The organism is Pseudoclavibacter sp. CFCC 13611 (assembly GCF_008831225.1).
GTDB lineage: Bacteria > Actinomycetota > Actinomycetes > Actinomycetales > Microbacteriaceae > Pseudoclavibacter_A.
On sequence record NZ_WBKE01000001.1, the window covers coordinates 319,826 to 339,826 of the forward strand.

Sequence of the window (20,001 nt, forward strand, 5' to 3'; positions counted from 1 at the left end):
GAAACCGACCACCGCGCCGCAGGCAGTCTGCGGGCAGAATCGGTCGAGACGCCCCCGCTCGCGACGGCTCGAGACTGGATCGCGCTGGCGGTGCTGATGCTCCCGGTGCTGCTGGTCTCGATCGACAACACTGTGCTGAGCCTCGCGCTTCCGCACATCGCCGAGGCACTTGAGCCGGACGCCGCACAGCAGCTCTGGATCATCGACGCCTACTCGATCGTGCTCGCCGGCCTGCTCGTCACGATGGGCAGCCTGGGAGACCGCATCGGCCGTCGCCGCCTGCTGCTCATCGGGGCCGCCGGGTTCGCCGTCTTCTCTGTTGCCAGCGCATTTGCGACGACCGCGCTGGAACTGATCCTGCTGCGCGGCCTCACGGGAGTCTTCGGCGCCATGCTGATGCCATCGACGCTTGCCCTGATCCGCGGTATCTTCCGCGACCGCAACCAGCGCCGAGTCGCGATCGCCGTGTGGGCAGGATGCTTCTCGGCGGGCTCAGCCGCAGGCCCGCTGGTCGGCGGCGTGGTGCTGGAGCACTTCCACTGGAACGCGATCTTCCTCATCGCACTGCCTGTGCTGCTGCCGCTGTTCATCCTGACGCCGCTGCTCGTCAGAGAGTCCCGCGACCCGCATCCGGGCCCCATCGACGTGCCCGGAATGCTCGCTTCGATCGTCGCGCTGGTCGCCATCGTGCTGGGCATCAAGGAGTTCGCGGCTCAGGGCTTCGGTCTGCAGCCGATCGTCTCGATCGTGGTCGGCTTCGCCGTCGGCGCCTGGTTCGTGCGCCGCCAGCTTCGTCGCCCCGTGCCGCTGCTGGACCTCACGCTGTTCCGCAACCCGCTCTTCAGCGGCAGCATCGCAGTTAACCTGCTCAGCGTCGTCTCGATGGTCGGCTTTCTCTTCTTCGTCAGCCAGCATCTGCAGATCGTCGTCGGCCTCACCCCGCTGGCGGCAGGGGTGGTGCTGCTGCCGGGCATCGTGCTGATGATCATCGCGGGATTCGCCGTCGTGCCGCTGTCCAAGCGCGTCACGGCGCGCGTCATCATCACGGGATCGGTGCTGCTCTCGGCAACGGCCTACGTGCTCATGGCTGCGTTCGGCGCCGGATCCGCCTGGCAGATCGTCCTCATCGCCTTCGTCATTCTCGGCGTCGGCGTCGGCATGGCCGAGACGCTCTCGAACGACCTCATTCTCTCGGCCGCACCCAAAGACCGAGCCGGGGCGGCATCCGCACTCTCAGAGACGGCATACGAAGTCGGAGCCGTGCTAGGCACGGCGCTGCTCGGCGGGCTGCTCACGGCGCACTATCGCGGCGCGCTGGTCGTGCCTGGCGGAGTCGATGCGGATGCCGGCGCACGCGCCCGAGAGACGCTCGCCGGCGCCGAGCAGGTCGCTGCGTCGCTGCCGAACGATCTCGGCGCGGAGCTCATGCGCGTGGCCAATGCTGCGTTCGAAGGAGGCGTCACCATGACGTCGGTCATCGCTGCGGTGCTGATGCTGGCGGCGGCTGCGGCGGCCTGGTTCGTGCTGCCGAAACGCTGAGACCCGACCACAAGTATCTGACCCGATATCAGCATCTAGACTGTAGTTGCACGTTGGTTGCCTGAAGGCCGCTTGGGGTTTTCCTTCCCGTAACCTTAGGGGCGCAGACTCGGCAATTGCAGTCGACGAATCGTATATCGGGGGAAGTTCCCGGAGACCTCGTCGAGACAATCATGTATTGGTCTCTCAGAAGGGAACCACGAAGCTCAGATGGATGCTTCCACAATCATCGTCGTCGTGCTGGTCGTCGCCACGGCGCTGACATTCGACTTCACGAACGGGTTCCATGACACGGCGAACGCCATGGCCACCTCAATTGCCACTGGGGCGCTCAAGCCCAAGACCGCAGTCATCGCCGCTGGCATTCTCAATCTGATCGGCGCCTTCCTGTCGACCGAGGTCGCCAAGACGATTTCGGGCGGCATCATCAACGAGGGCGACGGCGGGGTGGTGATCGGACCTGAGGTCATCTTCGCCGGTCTCGTGGGTGCCATCATCTGGAACATGCTGACCTGGCTGGTGGGCCTGCCCTCCAGCTCATCGCACGCGCTCTTCGGTGGCCTCGTCGGTGCCGTGATCGTTGCGGTCGGCACCTCGGGCGTGAACTTCTTCAACGTGTTCACGAAGGTGCTGCTGCCGGCGTTCGTCTCGCCGGTGGTCGCAGGTCTGGCTGCGTTCTGCGCGGTCAAGATCATCCTAGCGATCGTGCGCAAGATGGATGCGAAGAAAGTCGAGAGCGGATTCCGCCACGGCCAGACCGCGACCGCTCTGCTGGTCGCCCTCTCGCACGGCACGAACGACGCGCAGAAGACGATGGGCATCATTACGCTGACGCTCATCGCAGCGGGCATACAGCCCACCGGCAGCGGTCCCGAGTTCTGGGTCATTGCGGCCTGCGGTCTCGCCATCGCACTGGGTACGTACACCGGCGGCTGGCGTGTCATCCGCACGCTGGGCAAGGGCATCACCGAGATCACCACGCCACAGGGCTTCGCCGCCGAGGCGAGTTCGGCGACCACCATCCTGGTCTCTTCCCACCTCGGTTTCGCACTGTCGACCACGCAGGTCTGCTCCGGGTCGATTCTCGGTGCCGGGCTCGGACGCAAAGGCGCCAGAGTCAGCTGGGGAGTCGCCGGCCGCATGGGCATCGCCTGGCTGGTCACCTTTCCCGCAGCGGCGCTGGTGTCGGCTGCGGCGTCGGCGCTCGCTCACACCGGCCTGATCGGCACCCTCGGCGTCGCGGTGCTCGCCCTCGCGATCGTGTGGGGCATCGTCCGGCTGTCGCATCGCAACCCGGTGACCGCTGACAACGTGAATCACGAGACCACCGGTGAGCCGGTTCCGGCCACTGTTCCGGCTGCGTAGTCTGAAAGGAACAGAACACAACAATGCCTTCTCTCATCAGCTTTCTGACCGTCCTCGTCGTCGCAGTCGTGATCGCCAGCGTCGTCAGTGCTCTCTACGCCACTGCACTGCGGCTCTGGGAATCGGGTCAGGTCGACAGCACCGGCGACGCACACTTGATCGCCCGCACCGGATCAGTGGTCTGCTTTTCGCTCTGCGTCGCCATCGTACTTTTCACCCTGTGGCTTATCGTGCCGCAGTTCCACTGAGCCGTACACGACTCGTCATCACACAGACTGCACCCGGGACGACTCTGTCGAGCCCAGCCCTGGGCCGTTGGACCAAGGAGTAACAATGACCACCATCCTCGTCGGCATCGACGGCACCGTGCGCGGTGAACGCGCACTCGCATGGGCACTGGCTCAGGCCAACTTCGTCACTGACCCGCAGCTGCACCTGCTGACCGTGGTTGACCCGCATGCGCTGCGGGGCACTGGCGTCAGCGAGACGGATGCGACGCAGGCTGCCGAGAACCTGATCGCCTCAGTGCAGCGCACTGCCGCGGAGTCGAATCCGGACCTCGGCATCACGGCATCGGTCACTCGCGGCGGCATCGTCGACGCGCTGGTAGACGCGGCCGACCAGAGTGATCTGATCGTGCTGGGATCGCACCACGGAGCATCGTTCGGCGAAGCGGTCGGCGGTGCCAAAGGCCTGCGCGTCTCGGTGTCGACGAACGTGCCGACCGCGGTGATCCCGTCAGACTGGACGCCGTCGGCCGCTGATCACGCCGAATCCGGAATCGTCGTCGGCGTGGGCCCGGACAACGTCAGCGAAAAAGCGGTCGAGTTCGGCGTCACGCAGGCGCTGGCCACGGATCAGCCGCTGGAGCTCGTCTCTGTCTGGGGGCTGCCGCCGGTGATCAGCCGGCCGGCAGAGGCAATGGGCGGAGGACTCGCTCCGGTGGGTCGCCAGTTCCAGGAGCAGCTCGACGCACGCGCCCTGCAGCTGCGCACGAAGAACGAGGATCTCGACGTCACCGGGCGCTCGATCGAAGGCGCTCCGGCGTCTCAGCTGACTGCGGCCGCGGCCGGTCGACGCATGCTGGTGCTGGGCACTCATTCGCGCACGGTGCTCGGACGTGCGCTGTTCGGCTCGGTATCGCACGGCGTGCTGCTCGATCTTCGTGTGCCGACGGTCGTCGTACCGAACGTCTGAGCGAGACTCTTCGCGGGGCCGGCCCGCTCAGCGAGTTTCTCTGGCCTGCCGCGCTGCTGCGACGTCGCGGGCGTTGTCGATGAGCACATTGATGCGCTGCAGCAGGCTGCGTTCGTCGATGCCGGTCAGTAGAGCGTTCTCGAAGGTGTCGAGACCCTGCCACGCTTCGGTCAGTCGGCGTGCACCGCGTTCGGTGAGGGCGACGCGCTGCGTGCGACGGTCGTTCGGGTCTTGGTACAACGACGCGAACCCGACCTTGACCAGCGTTCGAGTGCGTGTGGCGGCCGCTGCGCGGGAGATGCCGAGCTGCTCGGCGATCTCTCGAACGCTGAGCTTCTCTTTGCCGGCTGCGGCAAGGGCCATCAGCGCATAGAACTGAGTGGCCGGAAGCTGCCATTCAGCACGCAGGTACTCATCGATCAGGCGATCGAAGAGCGAAGTCGCGTAGTGCAGACGAAAGCCGGCATCGGTGATGCGGGGCAGAGGGCCCTGGGAGTCTTCGTACTGCTGCGTCATGGTATCTGCAGTGAACCGCTTTCCTCTGCACAAGTCAAGGACATCGCGCGGGCGTCGCGGATTGTCCGCGAGGAGTTCTCCAACACGACATATGCGGTTGCAGGCATATCTCAGCGGCGGTGCGCCAGTTCCGCGAGATCGATGCCCCGCAGTCGAGCGAACTCCGCGGTCGGGCCGGTGATGAGCACATCAGTGCAGGCAAGGGCCGCCAGGTCGGCCGCTCCGAGCAGCGTGAGCAGAGTCTGCACCTGCTCCTTCCATGCCTCCAGCTCGGCCGTCAGAGCGTCGACCCCGTCAGAGACGAGCACGTGCAGAAAGTGGCCGCTGACCCCGACGGCGCGAGCACCCAAGGCGAGCGCGCGTACGACATCCAGCGGATTGCGTACGCCGCCGGAGGCGATCGCCTCGACCGGCAGCGCAGGCACCGCGTGCAGGGAATCGAGCAGGCACTCGACGGCGGACTGTCCCCAGCCCGACAGGTAGTCGTATTCGCTGCGCTGACGCCGACGGTTCTCGATCGCGATGAAGTTCGTGCCGCCGCGTCCGCTGACGTCGACGGTGCGCACACCGCGTTCGAGCAGCTGCTCGACGCTGTGCCTGCTGAGTCCGAACCCGACCTCTTTGACCACGACCGGCACGCCGACGTCGGCCACAATCCGCTCGATCCGGTCGAGCCAACCGCGAAAGTCGCGGTCGCCCTCGGGCATCACGAGCTCTTGGGCCGGGTTCACATGGATCTGCAGCGCGTCGGCAGAGAGAATCCCGACGGCTCGCTTCGCCTGCTCGACGGTCATCTCGGGGCTCACATTCGCGAATACGAATGCTTCAGGGGCGTTCTCACGGATCACCCGAAACGTCGATTCCAGGCCCGGGTCGCGCAGCGCAGGGCTCACCGAACCACTGGCGATCGACACACCTGCAGCCGCGGCAGCCCGTGCGAGGTCGGCGTTGAGCGCTCCGGTCATCTTGCTGCCGCCGGTCATCGCGTTGATGTAGAACGGCACCGGCCAACGCCGACCGGCCACGGTCGTGCTGATGTCGACCGCGTCGCGCGTCAGCTCGTTGAAGGTGTGGTGAAGAAACCGCACGTCGTCGAAACCCGAACCACGCTGTTCGTCGCGAAGCTCCTCGGCGAGGCGAACGTGCTCGTCTTTGCGCTCACTGCTCATGCTGCTCTGTGTCCCTTCATGTCTGCGACATCCCGTCTCGAGCTTGAACCGCAGAGCACGACGCCCGCCGAGCGACCTGCGGGGCCATGCCCTACTCGACCGTGCCCTCCGGCTGGTGCACCCGCAGATTCAGCGGCCTGATGTCGGCCCGCTCCCACGCTGCGAGCATGCCGTCGATGTCGGCGTCGCGATCGATCAGCACGATGCCGCAGTCTCCGCCACCCGCACCCGAGGTCTTCGCCGCACCGCCGCATGCCTCGGCCGTCTCGATCAGGCGCTGCAGCTTCGGAGTCTCGATGGTGATGCCCGAGTGCTCGCCCAGCCCGCGCAGCAGTTCGCGGTTGCGGCGGATGCCTGCGGCGATCCCGACGCCGTCGTCGCGTCCCAGCGCTTCGGCCAGTTCGGTCACACACGAGCGGCTCTCCGCGAGGAAGCGGCTGTAATGCACGCTGCGCTGGCCTTTGCGGGCCTGCACCCCGCTGACCAGGCGAGCGGTCGAGGCGGGCGAGCCAGTCCATCCCACGACGAGGCGAAGACGATCGGGCGGCACGATGCGGCTCACCTCGAGACCCGGCCAGTCGATGGCGAGCATCTCGGTGAGCGATCGGGCGACGCGCTCGGCGCGCACCCACTCCCGATCGAATGCCCGGTATACGATCCAGCCGCCGAACATGCTCGCCGCCACGTCGCCGCCCGAGCCGCTGCGCTGCACTTCGATGCTTGCGATCAGGGCCAGTTTGAGCTGCTCCATACGGGTCAGATCGAGACGATAGTGCTCGCAGAGCGCCCGCACTGTGGCCACCGTGACCGCGGCAGACGACCCGAGGCCGAACTTTCGACCGGCATCATCGTCGAGCTCGCTCGTGATGTCGAGGTCGTACAGCTCGAGTGACGCGCCGAGCCCGACTGCGGCCTCCTCGACCACTCTGATGGCGGCGAGCACGAAGTCGAAGGGCGTCTGGTCAGGCTCGATCACCATGTCGTTGTCACGTCGATGCCACTCGAGCGAGAGGCTCGCGTACTGGTCTGAGGTGATGTGCCCGGTGTCGCGGGCGGGGCTCACCCGCACCTGCACATAGCGGTCGACGGCGATCAGCACCGCCGGGTATCCGGCTTCGACGACGGCATACTCGCCGGCGATGTAGAGCTTGCCGGGCGCGCGCACGACGGTGGTGCGGGCCGGAACGGCGACGTCATGGGCAGCGCACATGTCTAGAGACCTCCTGCATGGTTCGTCGTGGCGGTGTCGAGAACTGAGGTGCTGGGCACGCCGACCTCTCCCGGCCAGACCTGCAGGCCCGGGCCTGACCGTGCCACCACGGTCTGCAAGCCCGGCACACTCGGCTCCAGCCGCTGCCGCAGCCAGGATCGCACCTGCTCAGATGCCGAACCGCTGGTGAGCACCTTGACGTTGGCTCCGGCATCCATGGTCGCCCAGGCCGGCAGGCCGGCTGCGCGGGCCTCGCGCACGGCCTGCAGCGCTTCGATGCTGGAGGCGTTCAGATACTGCACACGAGGCTCTGCGGCGAGCATCGTGGCGTGCATGCCGAAGGCGTTCGCCTCGGCTGCCTCGCCCAGCCGGGGCAGGTCTGCCTGTGCGATCGCGTCGAGCGCCTCGGCCAGATCTTCGTGGCTGCGCCGCACCCAGGGCTCGTACTCGATCGATGTCTCGACGGTTCGCCGCATGGCCTCGCGGCTCGAGACCGCCTTGCGCCCTGAGTCGATCACGAGCACGACGATCGCCAGATCGAGATCGCTCGGAAGCGGCTCGGCATACGAGGATTCGTGGTCATGGCCGGCATGCCAGACGGCCAGGCCGCCGAACACCGACCGTGATGCCGACCCCGACCCCCGTCGTGCGAGCCTGGAGAGGCCGCGATCGTCGAGTTCGAGACCTGCTGCTGCGGCGGCGGCCCCGGCCAGCGCGGCGAATCCGCTGGCAGAGCTCGCGAGCCCCGCCGCAGTCGGCACAGTGTTGTGTGTGACGACATCGGCCGCGGAGGTGATGCCAGCACGCTCGCGCACGATGTCGAGAAAATCTGCGATGCGCCGCAGCGACTGACCGGTCAGCGGCCGGCCGTCGAGCACGGCACGGTCACCCGCGCCGTCGTCGACGAAACGCACTGTGGTGACCGTGTGCAGATCGTCGAGGGTCAGTGACAGGCTCGAGGTGCGCGGCAGGATCAGCCGTTCGTCGGCTTTGCCCCAATACTTGATCAGCGCGATGTTCGCGTGCGCCACAGCAGTGGCCACGCCGGGAGCCGCTGCCACCGGTTTCGCGCGATCCGTCACGCGGCGACCTCGTAGGCGTGCGGTGCGTAGACCCACGTGCCGGTGGCCCCAGCCATCCCGAGCGCAGCGGCGATGCGCTTCGCATCAGCGCTGGTGCGGGCGAGGGCGATCACGCAGCCGCCGCGTCCCCCGCCGGTGAGCTTCGCCCCGACAGCGCCCGCACTGCGCGCCGCGGCGGTGAGCTGGTCGAGGCGTGCGTTGCTCACGCCCAGCTCGGCCAACAGCCGGTGTGCGTCGTTCATCTTCTGGCCGAGCCCGCTGACATCGCCGGCGCGCACGTCGTCGACCGCCTCGGCGGTGATGCGCCCCAGCTCGGCCAGCCGTGGTCGGGTGACCTCGGGGCAGCGCTCGTGCTCTTCGCGAATGTGCCCGACGGTCTCGCGGGTGCTGCCGTGAATGCCGGAGTCTGCCACGACGATCCACGCTGAGAGATTGATCTGCACGGCTGTGGTCGCGCCAGCCTGAAAATGGATCGGCGACTGCGACGAGGTCGCGGTCGCATCGAGCCCGGACGGATGCCCGTGTGCGATGCGCTCGGCCATCTGCGTCAGGTCGAAGAGGTCTTCTGGCTCGGCGTCGACGTCGAAGGCGCTGAGCACGGCCCGGATGACCGCACCGGCCGCTGCAGCGGACGATCCAAGGCCCCGTTCCGGCGGGAACTCCGCGTGCGTCTCGATGCGCAGGCGGGCGTTCGGATGCCCCGCGAACTCGAGCGCCGCATCCACCGCCCGAACGATGCTTGCGAACCTCGCCGGCGCCTCGTCGAGCGGACCGACCCAGCCCAGGCTCGACAGCTCTGACGGGCGTGTGGTCGGTTCGACGCGGGCGATCATGCGCAGATTGCGCAGCGGCATCGCGATCGCCGGGTAGCCGTAGACGACAGAGTGCTCGCCGAAGAGGATGATCTTCGCGACGGTCTGACCGACGCCTGCGTGCATCGGAGTGTCGACCGATGAGCGGTCTGAGGGGGAGGGGTCGCCGACCTGCACAGTGAAGAAGCCTTTCCCGGTGCATGCGCACCGACGCACAACGCTGCCGCTCAGAGCAGGTTCTGCACGATCCATGGCGCGGCGTACAGCGTCATGAACTGCACGCCGTAGCTGACGCCAAGCTTATTCAGGGTACCGCAGGCGACGCCGACGAGCAGCACGCCGAAGATGTTGGCCACCCCGGCGTCGAGATAGGCGAGCAGCAGAATGAACCCGATGAAGAGCCCGAGCACGGCCTCGTGCGGGATGTAGCGCATCACGAAGTAGGTGATCTGGTACGAGTAGCGCACAGCGATCACATAGGTCAGCACGAGTGCGAGCAGAGCGCCGACGACCACCGCGGTGATGAACTGGCCGGTGCTCAGCAGCTGGTGCAGGTTGTGGTCGAGCGAGAAGACCGGTGGTGCGTTGAACAGCGCCTGCGCCGGGCCGATCGCGACCGGCGAGAGCGGAATGCCGACGGCCAGCAGCGGGATGATCACCCCAGACAGGTAGGCGGCGTGTGCGACGCCGTTCATGCTCGACACCGCGCGGTTCGCGTGCTTGAGCCTGTCGCCGCTGCGACCGGCAGAGGCCTCGCCGATCAGGAAGGTCAGGCCGACCGGGCTGAGGAAGAACAGCGGGGTGGTGATCAGCGAGGCGAGGCCGGTGCGACCCATCTCGTCACGAGTGAGGATGCGGCCGGGCGCGAGCGACTGGCCGCTCAGATCTCTGCGCGAGATCTCGACGGTGGTCGGCGCGTACCTGGGCAGACTGTCGCGGCTGCGCTTGTTGAGCAGACCCAGGATCGAGACCAGCAGCGGGCCGATGGTGATGCCCAAGAAGAACGAGACCGAGATGTTGCCGTCTTTGGGTATCACCTCCTGCGTCCGGTAGAGCGAGAGCAGGCCCTGGAAGAGCAGCGCCATCGGGATGATCGAGATGAGCGAGAGCAGTCGATTGCTGCCGAGCAGCGCGAGCAGCACGGCGCCGAACACGAAGAGCAGTGAGCCGTACTGGCGCAGGGTCTCGGCATAGGGCGTGATCGCCGTGGCGATGGCGAGGCTCACCGGAATCGCGATGATCGTGCCCACGGCGCTGCCTGCTGCCATCTTCTTGATCGTCTCGGCGGCGCGTCCCTTGCTCTTGAGATAGAGCGAGTGCTCCATCATCGGAGTCGACATCACGCCCCCGGGCAGGCCGACCAGGGCTGTGGGAATCGCATTGGTGAGATTGAGCGTCACGATCGCGGCGATGAAGAAGGTGAGCACCACGATCGGTGCGACGCCCGCGAGCACCAGCGCCAGGGTGACGGGCACCAGCACGCTGGTCTCGTCGGTGCCGGGAATGAACCCGATGAACGAATAGAACATGATCGCGCCGATGGCGGCGATCAGCATCTGAATGATGATCGAGACGTCCATCAGCGGTCACCGGCCTTGTCGGTGTCTGCGGCGACATCGGCTTCGGCCCTGATGTGGATGCTGTGTTCGAGCCCGTCGTCGGCGCTCACGATGCGCACGTCTCGTTTCGGCGTGAAGACGAAGGTGCTGATGACGAAGCCGATGACCGAGCCGCCGAGTCCCCAGAAGAAGACGTTGAACGAGAGCAGCGTTGCGATCAGCAGCGCGGCTGCGGTGGTGCCACCACAGATCAGAAGTGCCCACGTGAGGTCTCGCGGAGAGACCAAATCGTTCCACACTTCGATGTACCGCGCCTGATCGTCCGATTGACGGTCAGTGGAAGTCATGCTTCCTGATGCTAGACGGTCGGTCGGAACAAAGAAAGATATGCGCCGCAGCGATCAGTTGATGCCGCGGATGACGATCGTCTCGGTGCCCGGGGCGTGCGCCGCTTCGTCGGCCAGGATGGCGTCGATGACCGACGGGTCGCTGTCGGTGAGGAACGTGTGCACGCGATCGACCTCGTCGGCTTCGCCGATCAGCTCGGCGGCTTTGCCCAGCTCGAAGAGCGAGAGCAGAAAGCCACGGTTCGGCTCGTGCGACCACGGAATCGGACCCTGCCCCTTCCATCCGTGTCTGCGCAGAGCGTCGAGGCCGCGGTGATAGCCGGTGCGAGCGTAGGCGTATGCGTTCACATAGTTGCCGTGTGTGCGAGCCTGCTGTGCGAGCAGCGCCCAAGGCAGTGACGCTGCGGGGAACGAGGCCGCCACGCGGTTGAGCGGCTCGTCGGCGAGAGCGTCAGCGAGACCCGGCACCTCATCGAGGAACGTCGGTGGAATCGAAAGCAGATTGTTGTCGCCCATGCCATCCAGTATGCCTGCTGGCGCCAGCAGTGTCGATCAGGTCGCAGACACCTGTCGGAGGGATACGATCACGCCGGTCGTGGCGCGTCCCGACGAGCAGCACAGGCCGCTCAGCGACGGCCGTGCTCGAGCGCGAAGCGGCGCAGCAGACGGTGCGCCGGGGTGGTGTCGAGGCCCAGCGTCGCCTGCTCGATGGCTGCGATGTGGCCGGCCGGGTAGTAGCCGTGCCCGTCGTAGAGCGTCGCACGCCGAATGAACGCAGACCGGTCAAGCTCGGGATGGAACTGCGTCGCGTAGCCGCGCTCGCCGACGCGGATCATCTGCACCGGAGCAGTCGCCGAGGTCAGCAGCAGTTCGGCGCCCTTCGGCACCTCGAGCAACGACTCATGGTGCCCGACGAACGAAGAGATCTGCGCAGGCGCGTCATCCAGCAGACGATCGGATCGGCCGGCGGAGGTGACCTGCAGGGTGACGGCTCCGGCATCCTCGGCGAAGTCAGGACCCAACGGGGTCTCAAGCACCGTGGCGACCGCGCCCATTCCGTAACAGGCCCCGAAGAACGGAAAATCGGCATCGAGAATGCGACGCACCAGGGCGAACACGTCGTGCTCGACCCGTCGCTGCAGCGGGTCTTTGCGCTCGGGCGGGGCCGACCAGTCATAGGGGCTGCCACCGAGCAGCACTCCGCTGAGCTCGGTGAGATCGATCTCGGGCAGCGGTGCACGGTCGAGTCGGTGGTGCACGAGGGCGTCTGACCCCAGCCCGGTGTGCTCCAGCATCGAGGCGCGCTCGGCCGCAGTGGCCTCGTCACTCGTGCGCGCGCTCAGATACAGGAATGGCTTCATGCGTTCAGCTTATTTGCGCCGGAGTCCAGACGCCATATTGTGACGCTCTGCGACGAATGCCCGCAGAAGACCCTGAGTCGCAGGCAGATGGCAAGATGGACGGGTGAACTTCAGCTTCGACATCGACACCCGACTCGACGATCAGCCGAGAGGCGGGCGCACGGGGGTCATCCACACGCCGCACGGCGACATTCGCACCCCGGCGTTCATTCCGGTCGGCACCAAGGCGGCCGTCAAAGCGGTGCTGCCCGAGTCGATGAGCGATCTCGGGTCACAGGCGCTGCTCGCCAATGCCTACCATCTCTACCTGCAGCCGGGACCCGACGTGCTCGACGCCGCCGGCGGGCTCGGTCGCTTCATGAACTGGCCGGGGCCCACGTTCACCGATTCCGGGGGCTTCCAGGTGATGAGCCTGGGCGTGGGGTTCAAGAAGGTGCTCGCGATGGACACCAGCGGGCGGCAGTCCGACGACGTGATCGCGAAGGGCAAAGAGCGGCTCGCTCACGTCGACGACGACGGTGTCACGTTCAAGTCGCATCTGGACGGCACCATGCATCGGTTCACCCCGGAGGTGTCGATGCAGATTCAGCACCAGCTGGGTGCCGACATCATGTTCGCCTTCGACGAGCTCACCACGCTGATGAACACCCGCGGATACCAAGAGCGTTCGCTGGAGCGCACCCGCCTGTGGGCCGAGCGGTGCCTCGCCGAGCATCGGCGCCTCACCGACGAACGGGTCGGCAAGCCGTATCAGGCCCTCTTCGGTGTGCTGCAGGGCGCGAACTATGAGGATCTGCGCCGCAAGGCTGCTCGCGACCTCGGCAGCATGGAGATCGACGGGCAGCGCTTCGACGGGTTCGGCCTCGGTGGGGCGCTCGAGAAGCCGCGCATGGCCGAGATCATCGGGTGGATGGCCGAGGAGCTTCCCGAGGATCGGCCGCGTCACCTGCTCGGCATCAGCGAACCAGATGACATCTTCGCCGCGGTGGCAGCAGGGGCCGACACCTTCGACTGCGTCTCGCCGACGCGTGTGGCACGGTCGTCGGCCGTGTACTCGCGCCACGGGCGCTACAACCTGAAGCAGACGAGGTTCCGCATGGACTTCTCGCCGATCGACGAAGGCTGCGACTGCTACACCTGCACGCACTACACACGGGCGTATCTGCGGCACCTCTTCAAGGCGAAAGAGATGAATGCGGCGACTCTCTGCAGCATCCACAACGAGCGATTCATCGTGCGTCTTGTCGACGACATCCGCGTCGCGATGCAGGAGGGCACGTTCGACGAACTCCGCGAGGAGTTCTTGGGCCGCTACTACGGTGGTGGGGCGAAGTCAGGCGCTGCAGAGGTATGAGCAGATCAGAGCGACCGAAGGCCGAGGGCATGGGCGCAGCCGCTGCCGTGCTGATCGGCGTCGGTCTGCTGATGACTCTGGCCGGACTGATCTGTCTGCTGGTCTCGTATCCGAGCCTGCCCGAGGTCATTCCGACGCATTTCGGGATACACGGTGAGCCCGATGCGTGGGGCCCTCGTGGATCGCTCATCGGACTCGGTCTCGTCTGGCTGCTGCTGTCGGCGCTGGTGGCAGGGTTAGCGCGTTACCCGCATGTGGCGAACTACCCGGTCGAGGTGACTGGCCAGAACGCCGAGCGGCTCTACCGCATCGCTTCCCAGCTGCTGGGGACCACACTGCTCGGCGTCAGCGCTCTGATGTGGGGCATTCTTCGGCTGACCGTCACTGGCACGTCGCAGATGCCGCTGTTCGTCGTCGGCTTGGTGCTGCTCTTCGGCGGCATCATCGTCGGACTCGTGCGCATGGTGCGTGCGGGGTGACCGCCTGGTCGAACGCCGGGCTCCGCTGAGCCGCCCTCGTCGAGAGAAGGTTCAGTGTGCGGAAGTCAGTAGATGCGGTTGTGCACCCCTTGAGTGCGCAGAACCCGCTGAATGCGCTGTCGAGTACCACCGGACACCCCGCGAGTGTGCAGAAACCGCTGAGCGCCCCGCGCAAGTGCAGAACTTGCGGGCTTCAGTCTCTGATGGTCGCGCCTTCTGTGCTTTCGCGTACGGTCGTGTTCGGGGGTGGGGCAAGCTCACGAGCGTTCTCACTGGGCCTCGGCACCTCGATCATGCAGGACCTGCTGAACGTCTTTCGCCTCGAGTGTGCAGAACCCGCTGAATGCGCTGTCGAGTACCGCCGGACGCCCCTCGAGTGTGCAGAAACCGCTGAGCGCCCCGCGAAAGTGCAGAACCCGCTGAAATCCCGCTCAGCTCGCGGCGGACTCGCCGGCGCCCACCGGGCGGTAGTCGGGCTCGTGCCGCTTCACCCAGGCGATCACTCGGTAGGTGAACGGAAGCAGTGCGGCCTCGACCGCGGTCTTGTATACGAACCCGAGCGCCACGTAGATGGCGAAGTCGGCCGGCTCGGTGAACCCGAGCACCGGCGCTGCGATCAGACAGAAGATGAGGGTATCGGCGAACTCCCCGACGACGGTCGATCCGAGCAGTCTCGCCCAGAGCTGGCGTTCGTCGCGGCGGCGGCGCTTCATCCACGTCACGACCCACGCGTTGAGCGTCTGACCCACGAGAAAGCCCAGCACCGACCCGAGCAGAATCTGCGGCACGCTGAGACCGAGCAGTGCGTTGAACGACTCCGTGTCGGTGCCCTCCGACTTCGGCAGGGCGATCACGAACTGGAAGTACAGCATGGCCCCGATGGCGATGCAGAACGACACGATGGTCGCCGTACGGGTCCGCTTGAACCCGTAGACCTCGCTCAGCACATCGCCGAGCACGTAGGCCAGGGGGAACAGCAGGAACCCACCGTCAGTATTTATCGGGAATCCCCAAACCGGACCGAACACCACACCCTGTGTCGCTGCGATGTTCGAGACCAGCAGCAGCGAGGCGAAGATCGCGACGATCACCGCGTAGAAGCGGTAGCTGGGCCGCACCGATCCTCGGCCCTGCACGTCTGAACGCTGCGCTGTCCCACCGGCTTCGGACGAACGGGTCGAAGCGGTCTCTGGGGTGGCATTCGGGCGTGAAGCGGTCATGAGCACCGATTGTACCGAGTCGTCTGCGCCGCCCCGGGCAAATGCGCCATAATCAGACCATGAGCATCGTTGGCACGCCCGACCCGCAGGATCCAGACGATGACGTCATCGGCAGCAACGGTGGCGCCGACTCCGGCTGGCTGACCGACTCCGAGCTGGAAGAGGCCAGGCGGCACCTGCCCATGCTCTACGTCGAAGCACTCCCTGTGCGCCTGACCGGCAGTGGCAAAGTCGCGCAGATCGGCCTGCTCATGCGCGTCAGCGACACTGACTCGATCACCCGCACCATCGTCTCGGGCCGTGTGCGGTTCGGCGAGAGTCTGCGCGAAGCGCTGCTGCGCCATCTCGAGAACGACCTCGGCCCGATCGCCTTCCCACAGCTGCCGCTGTCGATGTCGCCGCAGACGGTGGGCGAGTACTTTCCAGTGCCCTCGACCACGAACGAGCTGTTCGACGGCCGCCAGCATGCCGTCTCGCTGGCCTACGTCGTGCCGGTCACCGGCACCTGCCAGCCACGCCAAGACGCCCTCGAGCTCGCCTGGCTCACTCCGCAGGAGGTCCGGGATCAGGGTGTGCTCTCCGACCTCGAAGGCAACCGCGGCGTGCTGGTCGAACGTCTGCTGGCCTCGGTCAGCTGCTGAGTGGGGCCGACGCCGACACCTTCCCGCCTGCGTCACGCAGAAGAGCAGTCAGTCGATCTCGACCCGCATGCCCTCCGCGAAGCGGTACGGCGCGGCAATGATCACCGGCCCCAACGCCCGCCGAATCCGACTGACCTCGGCACGCACGGTGACCGTGTGCGTGCGGTCGCCGAAGATCGCCTCTGAGAGATCCGCCGCGCTGACGCCGTCCTGGTGAGCATTGATCTGAGCGATGACATCGACTTGCCGAGGCGGAATCTCGACGCTCCAGTGCACGTCTCCGGCATCCATCGTCACGTGCGCACCGGTCGACGTGCGGGTGATCTGCAGCCGGTTCTCACCCGGCTCGGCTTCGACGACGGTCTGCCCCTGAATGAACCAGCCGCCAGGTAGTGAGGCCGCCTTCGCGCTGCCGAACTCGGGCAGCCAGAGCAGGTCGCGATCAGGATGCTCAGGCAGCGTGAACCGGCTGCCCGCTGAGGCGCTGTTGGTCGCGGCGACCCAGCCCAGACGGTCGGTCACTGCCCACGGTTCGTCACCCTGCGTGTGCTGCATCGGCCAGCTGATGGTGCGCAGTCGTTCGAGCTCGTGCTGGTGAGCCTCATGGAGCTCCATCTCGAGGGTGTGCGCGAGCAGTGAGGCCAGCGCGAGCATGGCCGGATGTGCCTCGGCGACAGTGCACGAGATGTTGACGATGCCCAGGCAGGCGCGCGAACGCGGATCGATGATCGGTGAGGCTGCGCAGCTCCACTGCTGGTGCGCGAGGCAGAAGTGCTCGGCGCCATGCACCTGCACCGGGTGCCGAACGGCGAGCGCGGTGCCGATCGCGTTCGTGCCCACCGTGCTCTCGCGCCACAGGGCGCCTTTGACGAAGCCGATGCGGTCGGCGCGCTGCCGTGCCTCGGTCGACCCGTAGCGCCATACGATGCGCGCCTCGGCGTCGGTGAGTACGACGAGGTAGTTACCGTTCTCGAACATGCCGTTGTCGTGCTGCGGCAGCGTCTGCTTGAGCAGTGGGATCAGCTGGCGAGTGGTCGATGTTCGTGCTGGTGCGCGGCGTGCCCGCACGGGCGAGTGCATCGGGCACCGGCAGACATCGGGCTTGAGCCCGGCACGGCGGGAGCGCTTCCAAGATGCGCTGATCAGCGGGCGAGGTCGAGCCGGGGCCCGTTCTCCTCGTGAGGTCGCCCGAAAGACCTCCTGCAGCAGGTGGTCGTATTCGACGGGGTCTTCCCCCGTTGAGAACGACGATTCCAGCTCATTGGCCATCGCGTGTGCACCTCATTGTCTCTGGCCGTCGAACGGCGACCCGAAGCGGCCAGCCGTTGCGTCCGGTTGCATGAGGTATTTTCGCGCGAGTTCTCGCGGTTGGCAAGGTCTCCCTTATCTGACACGCTGACTCACAGCGCGCACCTGACTTACAGTGACTGCCAGATGCACCGCACACCAGAAGAAGGCGTGTGGAGGATGGCCTCGACGCGAGGTCATTTGCACGACATCGCGAAGAGGAAGGATCTCCCATGAGTGATCAGAAGGTTGCGCTCGTTACCGGCGCTGGGCAGGGAATCGGCCGCGGCATCGCACTGCAGCTGGCCAAGGATGGCTTCGACATCGCCGTCGCCGACCTGGATTTCCAGCAGGAGAAGGCAGAAGCCGTCGTCAAAGAGATTGAAGCGCTCGGCCGCAAGGCATTCTTCGTCGCCGCTGACGTGTCGAAGCGCGACCAGGTGTTCGCCGCCGTCGACGCAGCAGCTGAGAAGCTCGGCAGCTTCGACGTCATCGCCAACAACGCGGGCATCGCACAGATCAAGCCGCTGAGCGACGTGACCACCGAAGACCTCGAGAAGATCTTCAACATCAACGTCTTCAGCATTGTCTACGGCATCCAGGCTGCTGAGAAGAAGTTCGCCGAGCTGGGCAAGGAGAAGGGCAAGATCATCAACGCCTCTTCGATCGCCGGTATCAAGGGCTTCCCGATTCTGGGCGCCTACTCGGCGACCAAGTTCGCCGTGCGCGGCCTGACGCAGGTCGCCGCACAGGAGCTCGCTCCCCGGAACATCACCGTGAACGCCTGGGCTCCCGGCATCGTCGGCACGGGCATGTGGGATCTCATCGATGAAGAGCTGGGCAAGCTCAACGGCAAGGCCAAGGGTGAGAACCTGAAAGACAACGTTGAGTCGATCGCCCTCGGGCGCATCGAGACTGCCGAAGACGTCGCCGGTGTGGTGTCGTTCTTCGCGAGCGACAAGGCTGACTACGTCACTGGCCAGACCCTGCTGGTCGACGGTGGCATGCTCTACAACTAAGTCGAAAGCGACTCGGTCGAGGCCGTTGGCGGGGTCGGGCATCTGCGTGGGTTGAATCTGCGCAGGCCCGACGCTGCCAGAGCCTCGTGCAGGCGGGTGGCGTGGTGACGATATGTCGTGACCACGCCATCTCTGTGTCTGCGGCCAGACCGGGCGCTCTAGTGCCGTCGTCGAGTCGGGCTCAGGCCACCAGTGCCTTGGCACGGGTGATGGCCTCAGGCGTGGTCGCGAAGACCTCGCCGTCGGCCCACAGCGCGTCGAGCTCGTCGACGCTGCGCAGCACCTGCTCATGCTCGGGCCGCACAGCCGAGAGCAGCACGACGACGTCTCGATCGTGCAGCTGTCGCACAGCGGTGCCGATCGCCTGCGCGCCGGTGGCGTCGACCGTGCTCAGGTGCCCCATGCGCAGAATCACCACGCGCACCTCGCTCACCTCGGTCAGGTCGATCAGAAAGCGCTGAGCGACGCCGAAGAACAGCGCCCCTTCGAGCCGGTACGGCACGATGGCCTGCCTGAGCAGATCCCGTTCGGCCTCGCTGTGATCGGCGGGATCGAGCGGCTCCTGTTTCGCCTGCGTCGCGTCGCTCACCGCCTTCAGCGTGACGAGTGAGGCGAGCGCGAAGCCCACGATGACGGCCGTGATCACGTCGACGATCACCGTGGTCGCGAAAGTGGCGAAGAAGACGAGTGCGTCTCCGCGGGTCGCGCGCACGACGCTGCGGATGCTGCCCAGTGAGACCATGTTCACGCACGTCGCGAGCAGCACACCGGCCAGCACGGCCAGCGGGATCGCAGCGACGACGGTGCCGGCGACCAGAACGACCCCGAGCAGAATCAGCGAGTGCGTCACCGCCGAGGTGCGTGACCGTGCCCCGGAACGAACGTTGACCGCGGTGCGTGCGATGGCGGCCGTGGCGGGAACTCCGCCGAAGAACGGCACGACGATGTTGGCGAGGCCCTGACCGAAGAGCTCGCGATCCGGGTCGTGCTGTTCGCCGACCGTCATGCCGTCGGCCACACTTGCGCTGAGCAGACTCTCGAGTGCTCCCAGCGCCGCGACGGCCAGAGCGCTGGGGATCAGCCCGGCCACCGCATCCCACTGCAGAAAATCATGGTTCGGGGCGGGAAGCCCGGTCGGCAGCTCGCCGATGCGCGCCGTGGGCAGTCCCAGCCACCAGGCGAGAGCCGTCACCACCGCCACCAGCAGCAGCGGCCAGGGCAGCCCGGGACGCAGTCGGCCGGCGATCAGGATCACAGCCGCAGTGCCCAGCGCGACAAGCGGCTCGAGCCAGTGCGGTTCGGCGGCCCAGCGCATCAGCGCCTCTCCGGCGGCGGCCCAGACCTGCTCATGCTGTCCGGCCGGCACCCCCAGTGCAGTGGGCACCTGCTGCAGGGCGATGACCACCGCGATGCCCGCGGTGAAGCCCTCGAGCAGCGAGGCGGGCAGCATCTGCACGTAGCGTCCGACGCGGGCGAAGGCGACGACTGTGAGCATCACGCCGGCCATCAGCCCGACGGTCAGCACGCCGCCGACGCCGTGCTGGTGCACGATCGGCAGCAGCACCACGGTCATCGCTCCTGTGGGGCCGGTGACCTGCAGGTTGCTGCCGCCGAAGACCGCGGCGATGATGCCGGCGATGATGGCGGTCGTCATGCCCGCAGCGGCGCCGACGCCCGAGGCGACGCCGAAGGCGAGTGCGAGGGGCAGCGCGACGACGGCGACGGTGGCGCCCGCCAGCAGGTCGGTGCCCGGGCTGCGTCGTGCGTCGATGAGATCCTGCCTGCCGGGCAGCAGCGAACGGATGCGATGGCCGAACCCGGCTTGAGCGATCATGACGTTCCCC

The 20,001-nt window shown here is 66.5% G+C and carries 20 protein-coding genes; 8 read left to right on the forward strand and 12 right to left on the reverse strand.

Annotated features, from left to right (window positions below; genetic code table 11):
* The first annotated feature begins 27 nt into the window (after nucleotides 1–27).
* From F8O08_RS01370 to F8O08_RS01385, 4 genes are all read left to right on the forward strand, one after another.
* On the forward strand, nucleotides 28–1,539 hold the full coding sequence (locus tag F8O08_RS01370) for an MFS transporter (RefSeq protein ID WP_225733494.1): 1,512 nt from the start codon (nucleotides 28–30) through the stop codon (nucleotides 1,537–1,539).
* Between the two features lie 210 nt (nucleotides 1,540–1,749).
* Nucleotides 1,750–2,904, forward strand: a complete 1,155-nt coding sequence (locus F8O08_RS01375) for an inorganic phosphate transporter (RefSeq protein WP_158038469.1) — start codon at nucleotides 1,750–1,752, stop codon at nucleotides 2,902–2,904.
* A 23-nt stretch (nucleotides 2,905–2,927) separates the two neighbouring features.
* Nucleotides 2,928–3,152, forward strand: coding sequence for a hypothetical protein (locus F8O08_RS01380; RefSeq protein WP_158038468.1), 225 nt, complete (start codon nucleotides 2,928–2,930; stop codon nucleotides 3,150–3,152).
* Nucleotides 3,153–3,237: 85 nt separating this feature from the next.
* The gene (locus F8O08_RS01385; protein WP_158042357.1) at nucleotides 3,238–4,101 is read left to right on the forward strand and encodes a universal stress protein; all 864 of its coding nucleotides are present in this window, start codon (nucleotides 3,238–3,240) and stop codon (nucleotides 4,099–4,101) included.
* A gap of 27 nt (nucleotides 4,102–4,128) precedes the next feature.
* On the opposite strand, the gene F8O08_RS01390 is transcribed toward F8O08_RS01385, so the two are convergent.
* From F8O08_RS01390 to F8O08_RS01430, 9 genes are all read right to left on the reverse strand, one after another.
* Nucleotides 4,129–4,617: a MarR family winged helix-turn-helix transcriptional regulator gene (locus F8O08_RS01390; protein WP_158038466.1), complete on the reverse strand. Its 489-nt coding sequence runs from the start codon at nucleotides 4,615–4,617 to the stop codon at nucleotides 4,129–4,131.
* 110 nt (nucleotides 4,618–4,727) lie between these two features.
* A complete protein-coding gene (gene fni, locus F8O08_RS01395; RefSeq protein WP_158038465.1) occupies nucleotides 4,728–5,786 on the reverse strand; it encodes a type 2 isopentenyl-diphosphate Delta-isomerase in 1,059 nt (352 codons plus the stop codon).
* 91 nt (nucleotides 5,787–5,877) lie between these two features.
* Complete coding sequence (locus F8O08_RS01400) at nucleotides 5,878–6,996, reverse strand: phosphomevalonate kinase (RefSeq protein ID WP_158042358.1); 1,119 nt, start codon at nucleotides 6,994–6,996, stop codon at nucleotides 5,878–5,880.
* A gap of 2 nt (nucleotides 6,997–6,998) precedes the next feature.
* Nucleotides 6,999–8,078, reverse strand: a complete 1,080-nt coding sequence (mvaD, locus tag F8O08_RS01405; protein ID WP_225733471.1) for a diphosphomevalonate decarboxylase — start codon at nucleotides 8,076–8,078, stop codon at nucleotides 6,999–7,001.
* Nucleotides 8,075–9,016: a mevalonate kinase gene (gene mvk / locus F8O08_RS01410; RefSeq protein WP_158038679.1), complete on the reverse strand. Its 942-nt coding sequence runs from the start codon at nucleotides 9,014–9,016 to the stop codon at nucleotides 8,075–8,077. Before mvk ends, mvaD begins: the two co-directional genes overlap by 4 nt.
* Before the next feature lie 101 nt (nucleotides 9,017–9,117).
* Complete coding sequence (locus F8O08_RS01415) at nucleotides 9,118–10,470, reverse strand: tripartite tricarboxylate transporter permease (protein ID WP_158038463.1); 1,353 nt, start codon at nucleotides 10,468–10,470, stop codon at nucleotides 9,118–9,120.
* Entirely contained in the window at nucleotides 10,470–10,796 is a 327-nt protein-coding gene (locus tag F8O08_RS01420) for a hypothetical protein (RefSeq protein ID WP_192496918.1), read from the reverse strand. The genes F8O08_RS01415 and F8O08_RS01420 overlap by 1 nt, the downstream gene beginning before the upstream one ends.
* Nucleotides 10,797–10,850: 54 nt before the next feature.
* Complete coding sequence (locus F8O08_RS01425) at nucleotides 10,851–11,312, reverse strand: DUF3151 domain-containing protein (protein ID WP_158030720.1); 462 nt, start codon at nucleotides 11,310–11,312, stop codon at nucleotides 10,851–10,853.
* 110 nt (nucleotides 11,313–11,422) lie between these two features.
* Nucleotides 11,423–12,157: a glutamine amidotransferase-related protein gene (locus F8O08_RS01430; RefSeq protein ID WP_158042359.1), complete on the reverse strand. Its 735-nt coding sequence runs from the start codon at nucleotides 12,155–12,157 to the stop codon at nucleotides 11,423–11,425.
* 103 nt (nucleotides 12,158–12,260) lie between these two features.
* Between F8O08_RS01430 and tgt the strand changes: the two genes are divergently transcribed.
* A complete protein-coding gene (tgt, locus tag F8O08_RS01435; RefSeq protein WP_158038461.1) occupies nucleotides 12,261–13,511 on the forward strand; it encodes a tRNA guanosine(34) transglycosylase Tgt in 1,251 nt (416 codons plus the stop codon).
* A complete protein-coding gene (locus F8O08_RS01440) occupies nucleotides 13,508–13,990 on the forward strand; it encodes a DUF1648 domain-containing protein (protein ID WP_158042360.1) in 483 nt (160 codons plus the stop codon). Before tgt ends, F8O08_RS01440 begins: the two co-directional genes overlap by 4 nt.
* Before the next feature lie 431 nt (nucleotides 13,991–14,421).
* On the opposite strand, the gene F8O08_RS01445 is transcribed toward F8O08_RS01440, so the two are convergent.
* Nucleotides 14,422–15,210, reverse strand: coding sequence for a queuosine precursor transporter (locus F8O08_RS01445; protein WP_158042361.1), 789 nt, complete (start codon nucleotides 15,208–15,210; stop codon nucleotides 14,422–14,424).
* Nucleotides 15,211–15,269: 59 nt separating this feature from the next.
* Between F8O08_RS01445 and F8O08_RS01450 the strand changes: the two genes are divergently transcribed.
* Nucleotides 15,270–15,851: a DUF4916 domain-containing protein gene (locus F8O08_RS01450; RefSeq protein ID WP_158038458.1), complete on the forward strand. Its 582-nt coding sequence runs from the start codon at nucleotides 15,270–15,272 to the stop codon at nucleotides 15,849–15,851.
* Nucleotides 15,852–15,899: 48 nt separating this feature from the next.
* On the opposite strand, the gene F8O08_RS01455 is transcribed toward F8O08_RS01450, so the two are convergent.
* Nucleotides 15,900–17,120: a GAF domain-containing protein gene (locus F8O08_RS01455; RefSeq protein WP_158038457.1), complete on the reverse strand. Its 1,221-nt coding sequence runs from the start codon at nucleotides 17,118–17,120 to the stop codon at nucleotides 15,900–15,902.
* 251 nt (nucleotides 17,121–17,371) lie between these two features.
* Here F8O08_RS01455 and F8O08_RS01460 point away from each other — a divergent pair, with 251 nt between their 5' ends.
* Nucleotides 17,372–18,157: an acetoin reductase gene (locus tag F8O08_RS01460; protein ID WP_158038456.1), complete on the forward strand. Its 786-nt coding sequence runs from the start codon at nucleotides 17,372–17,374 to the stop codon at nucleotides 18,155–18,157.
* 181 nt (nucleotides 18,158–18,338) lie between these two features.
* On the opposite strand, the gene F8O08_RS01465 is transcribed toward F8O08_RS01460, so the two are convergent.
* Nucleotides 18,339–19,991: a SulP family inorganic anion transporter gene (locus tag F8O08_RS01465; RefSeq protein ID WP_158042362.1), complete on the reverse strand. Its 1,653-nt coding sequence runs from the start codon at nucleotides 19,989–19,991 to the stop codon at nucleotides 18,339–18,341.
* Nucleotides 19,992–20,001 lie beyond the last annotated feature (10 nt).

What these genes read in the sequence shown, in the direction of transcription:
- F8O08_RS01455 (WP_158038457.1), bottom strand. Translation starts at nt 17,120, where the DNA reads ATGGCCAATGAGCTGGAATCGTCGTTCTCAACGGGGGAAGACCCCGTC.
- F8O08_RS01440 (WP_158042360.1), top strand. Translation starts at nt 13,508, where the DNA reads ATGAGCAGATCAGAGCGACCGAAGGCCGAGGGCATGGGCGCAGCCGCT.
- fni (WP_158038465.1), bottom strand. Translation starts at nt 5,786, where the DNA reads ATGAGCAGTGAGCGCAAAGACGAGCACGTTCGCCTCGCCGAGGAGCTT.
- F8O08_RS01390 (WP_158038466.1), bottom strand. Translation starts at nt 4,617, where the DNA reads ATGACGCAGCAGTACGAAGACTCCCAGGGCCCTCTGCCCCGCATCACC.
- F8O08_RS01450 (WP_158038458.1), top strand. Translation starts at nt 15,270, where the DNA reads ATGAGCATCGTTGGCACGCCCGACCCGCAGGATCCAGACGATGACGTC.
- F8O08_RS01425 (WP_158030720.1), bottom strand. Translation starts at nt 11,312, where the DNA reads ATGGGCGACAACAATCTGCTTTCGATTCCACCGACGTTCCTCGATGAG.
- F8O08_RS01415 (WP_158038463.1), bottom strand. Translation starts at nt 10,470, where the DNA reads ATGGACGTCTCGATCATCATTCAGATGCTGATCGCCGCCATCGGCGCG.
- mvk (WP_158038679.1), bottom strand. Translation starts at nt 9,016, where the DNA reads ATGCACGCAGGCGTCGGTCAGACCGTCGCGAAGATCATCCTCTTCGGC.
- F8O08_RS01465 (WP_158042362.1), bottom strand. Translation starts at nt 19,991, where the DNA reads ATGATCGCTCAAGCCGGGTTCGGCCATCGCATCCGTTCGCTGCTGCCC.
- F8O08_RS01460 (WP_158038456.1), top strand. Translation starts at nt 17,372, where the DNA reads ATGAGTGATCAGAAGGTTGCGCTCGTTACCGGCGCTGGGCAGGGAATC.
- F8O08_RS01385 (WP_158042357.1), top strand. Translation starts at nt 3,238, where the DNA reads ATGACCACCATCCTCGTCGGCATCGACGGCACCGTGCGCGGTGAACGC.
- F8O08_RS01400 (WP_158042358.1), bottom strand. Translation starts at nt 6,996, where the DNA reads ATGTGCGCTGCCCATGACGTCGCCGTTCCGGCCCGCACCACCGTCGTG.
- F8O08_RS01375 (WP_158038469.1), top strand. Translation starts at nt 1,750, where the DNA reads ATGGATGCTTCCACAATCATCGTCGTCGTGCTGGTCGTCGCCACGGCG.
- F8O08_RS01380 (WP_158038468.1), top strand. Translation starts at nt 2,928, where the DNA reads ATGCCTTCTCTCATCAGCTTTCTGACCGTCCTCGTCGTCGCAGTCGTG.
- F8O08_RS01445 (WP_158042361.1), bottom strand. Translation starts at nt 15,210, where the DNA reads ATGACCGCTTCACGCCCGAATGCCACCCCAGAGACCGCTTCGACCCGT.
- F8O08_RS01430 (WP_158042359.1), bottom strand. Translation starts at nt 12,157, where the DNA reads ATGAAGCCATTCCTGTATCTGAGCGCGCGCACGAGTGACGAGGCCACT.
- F8O08_RS01420 (WP_192496918.1), bottom strand. Translation starts at nt 10,796, where the DNA reads ATGACTTCCACTGACCGTCAATCGGACGATCAGGCGCGGTACATCGAA.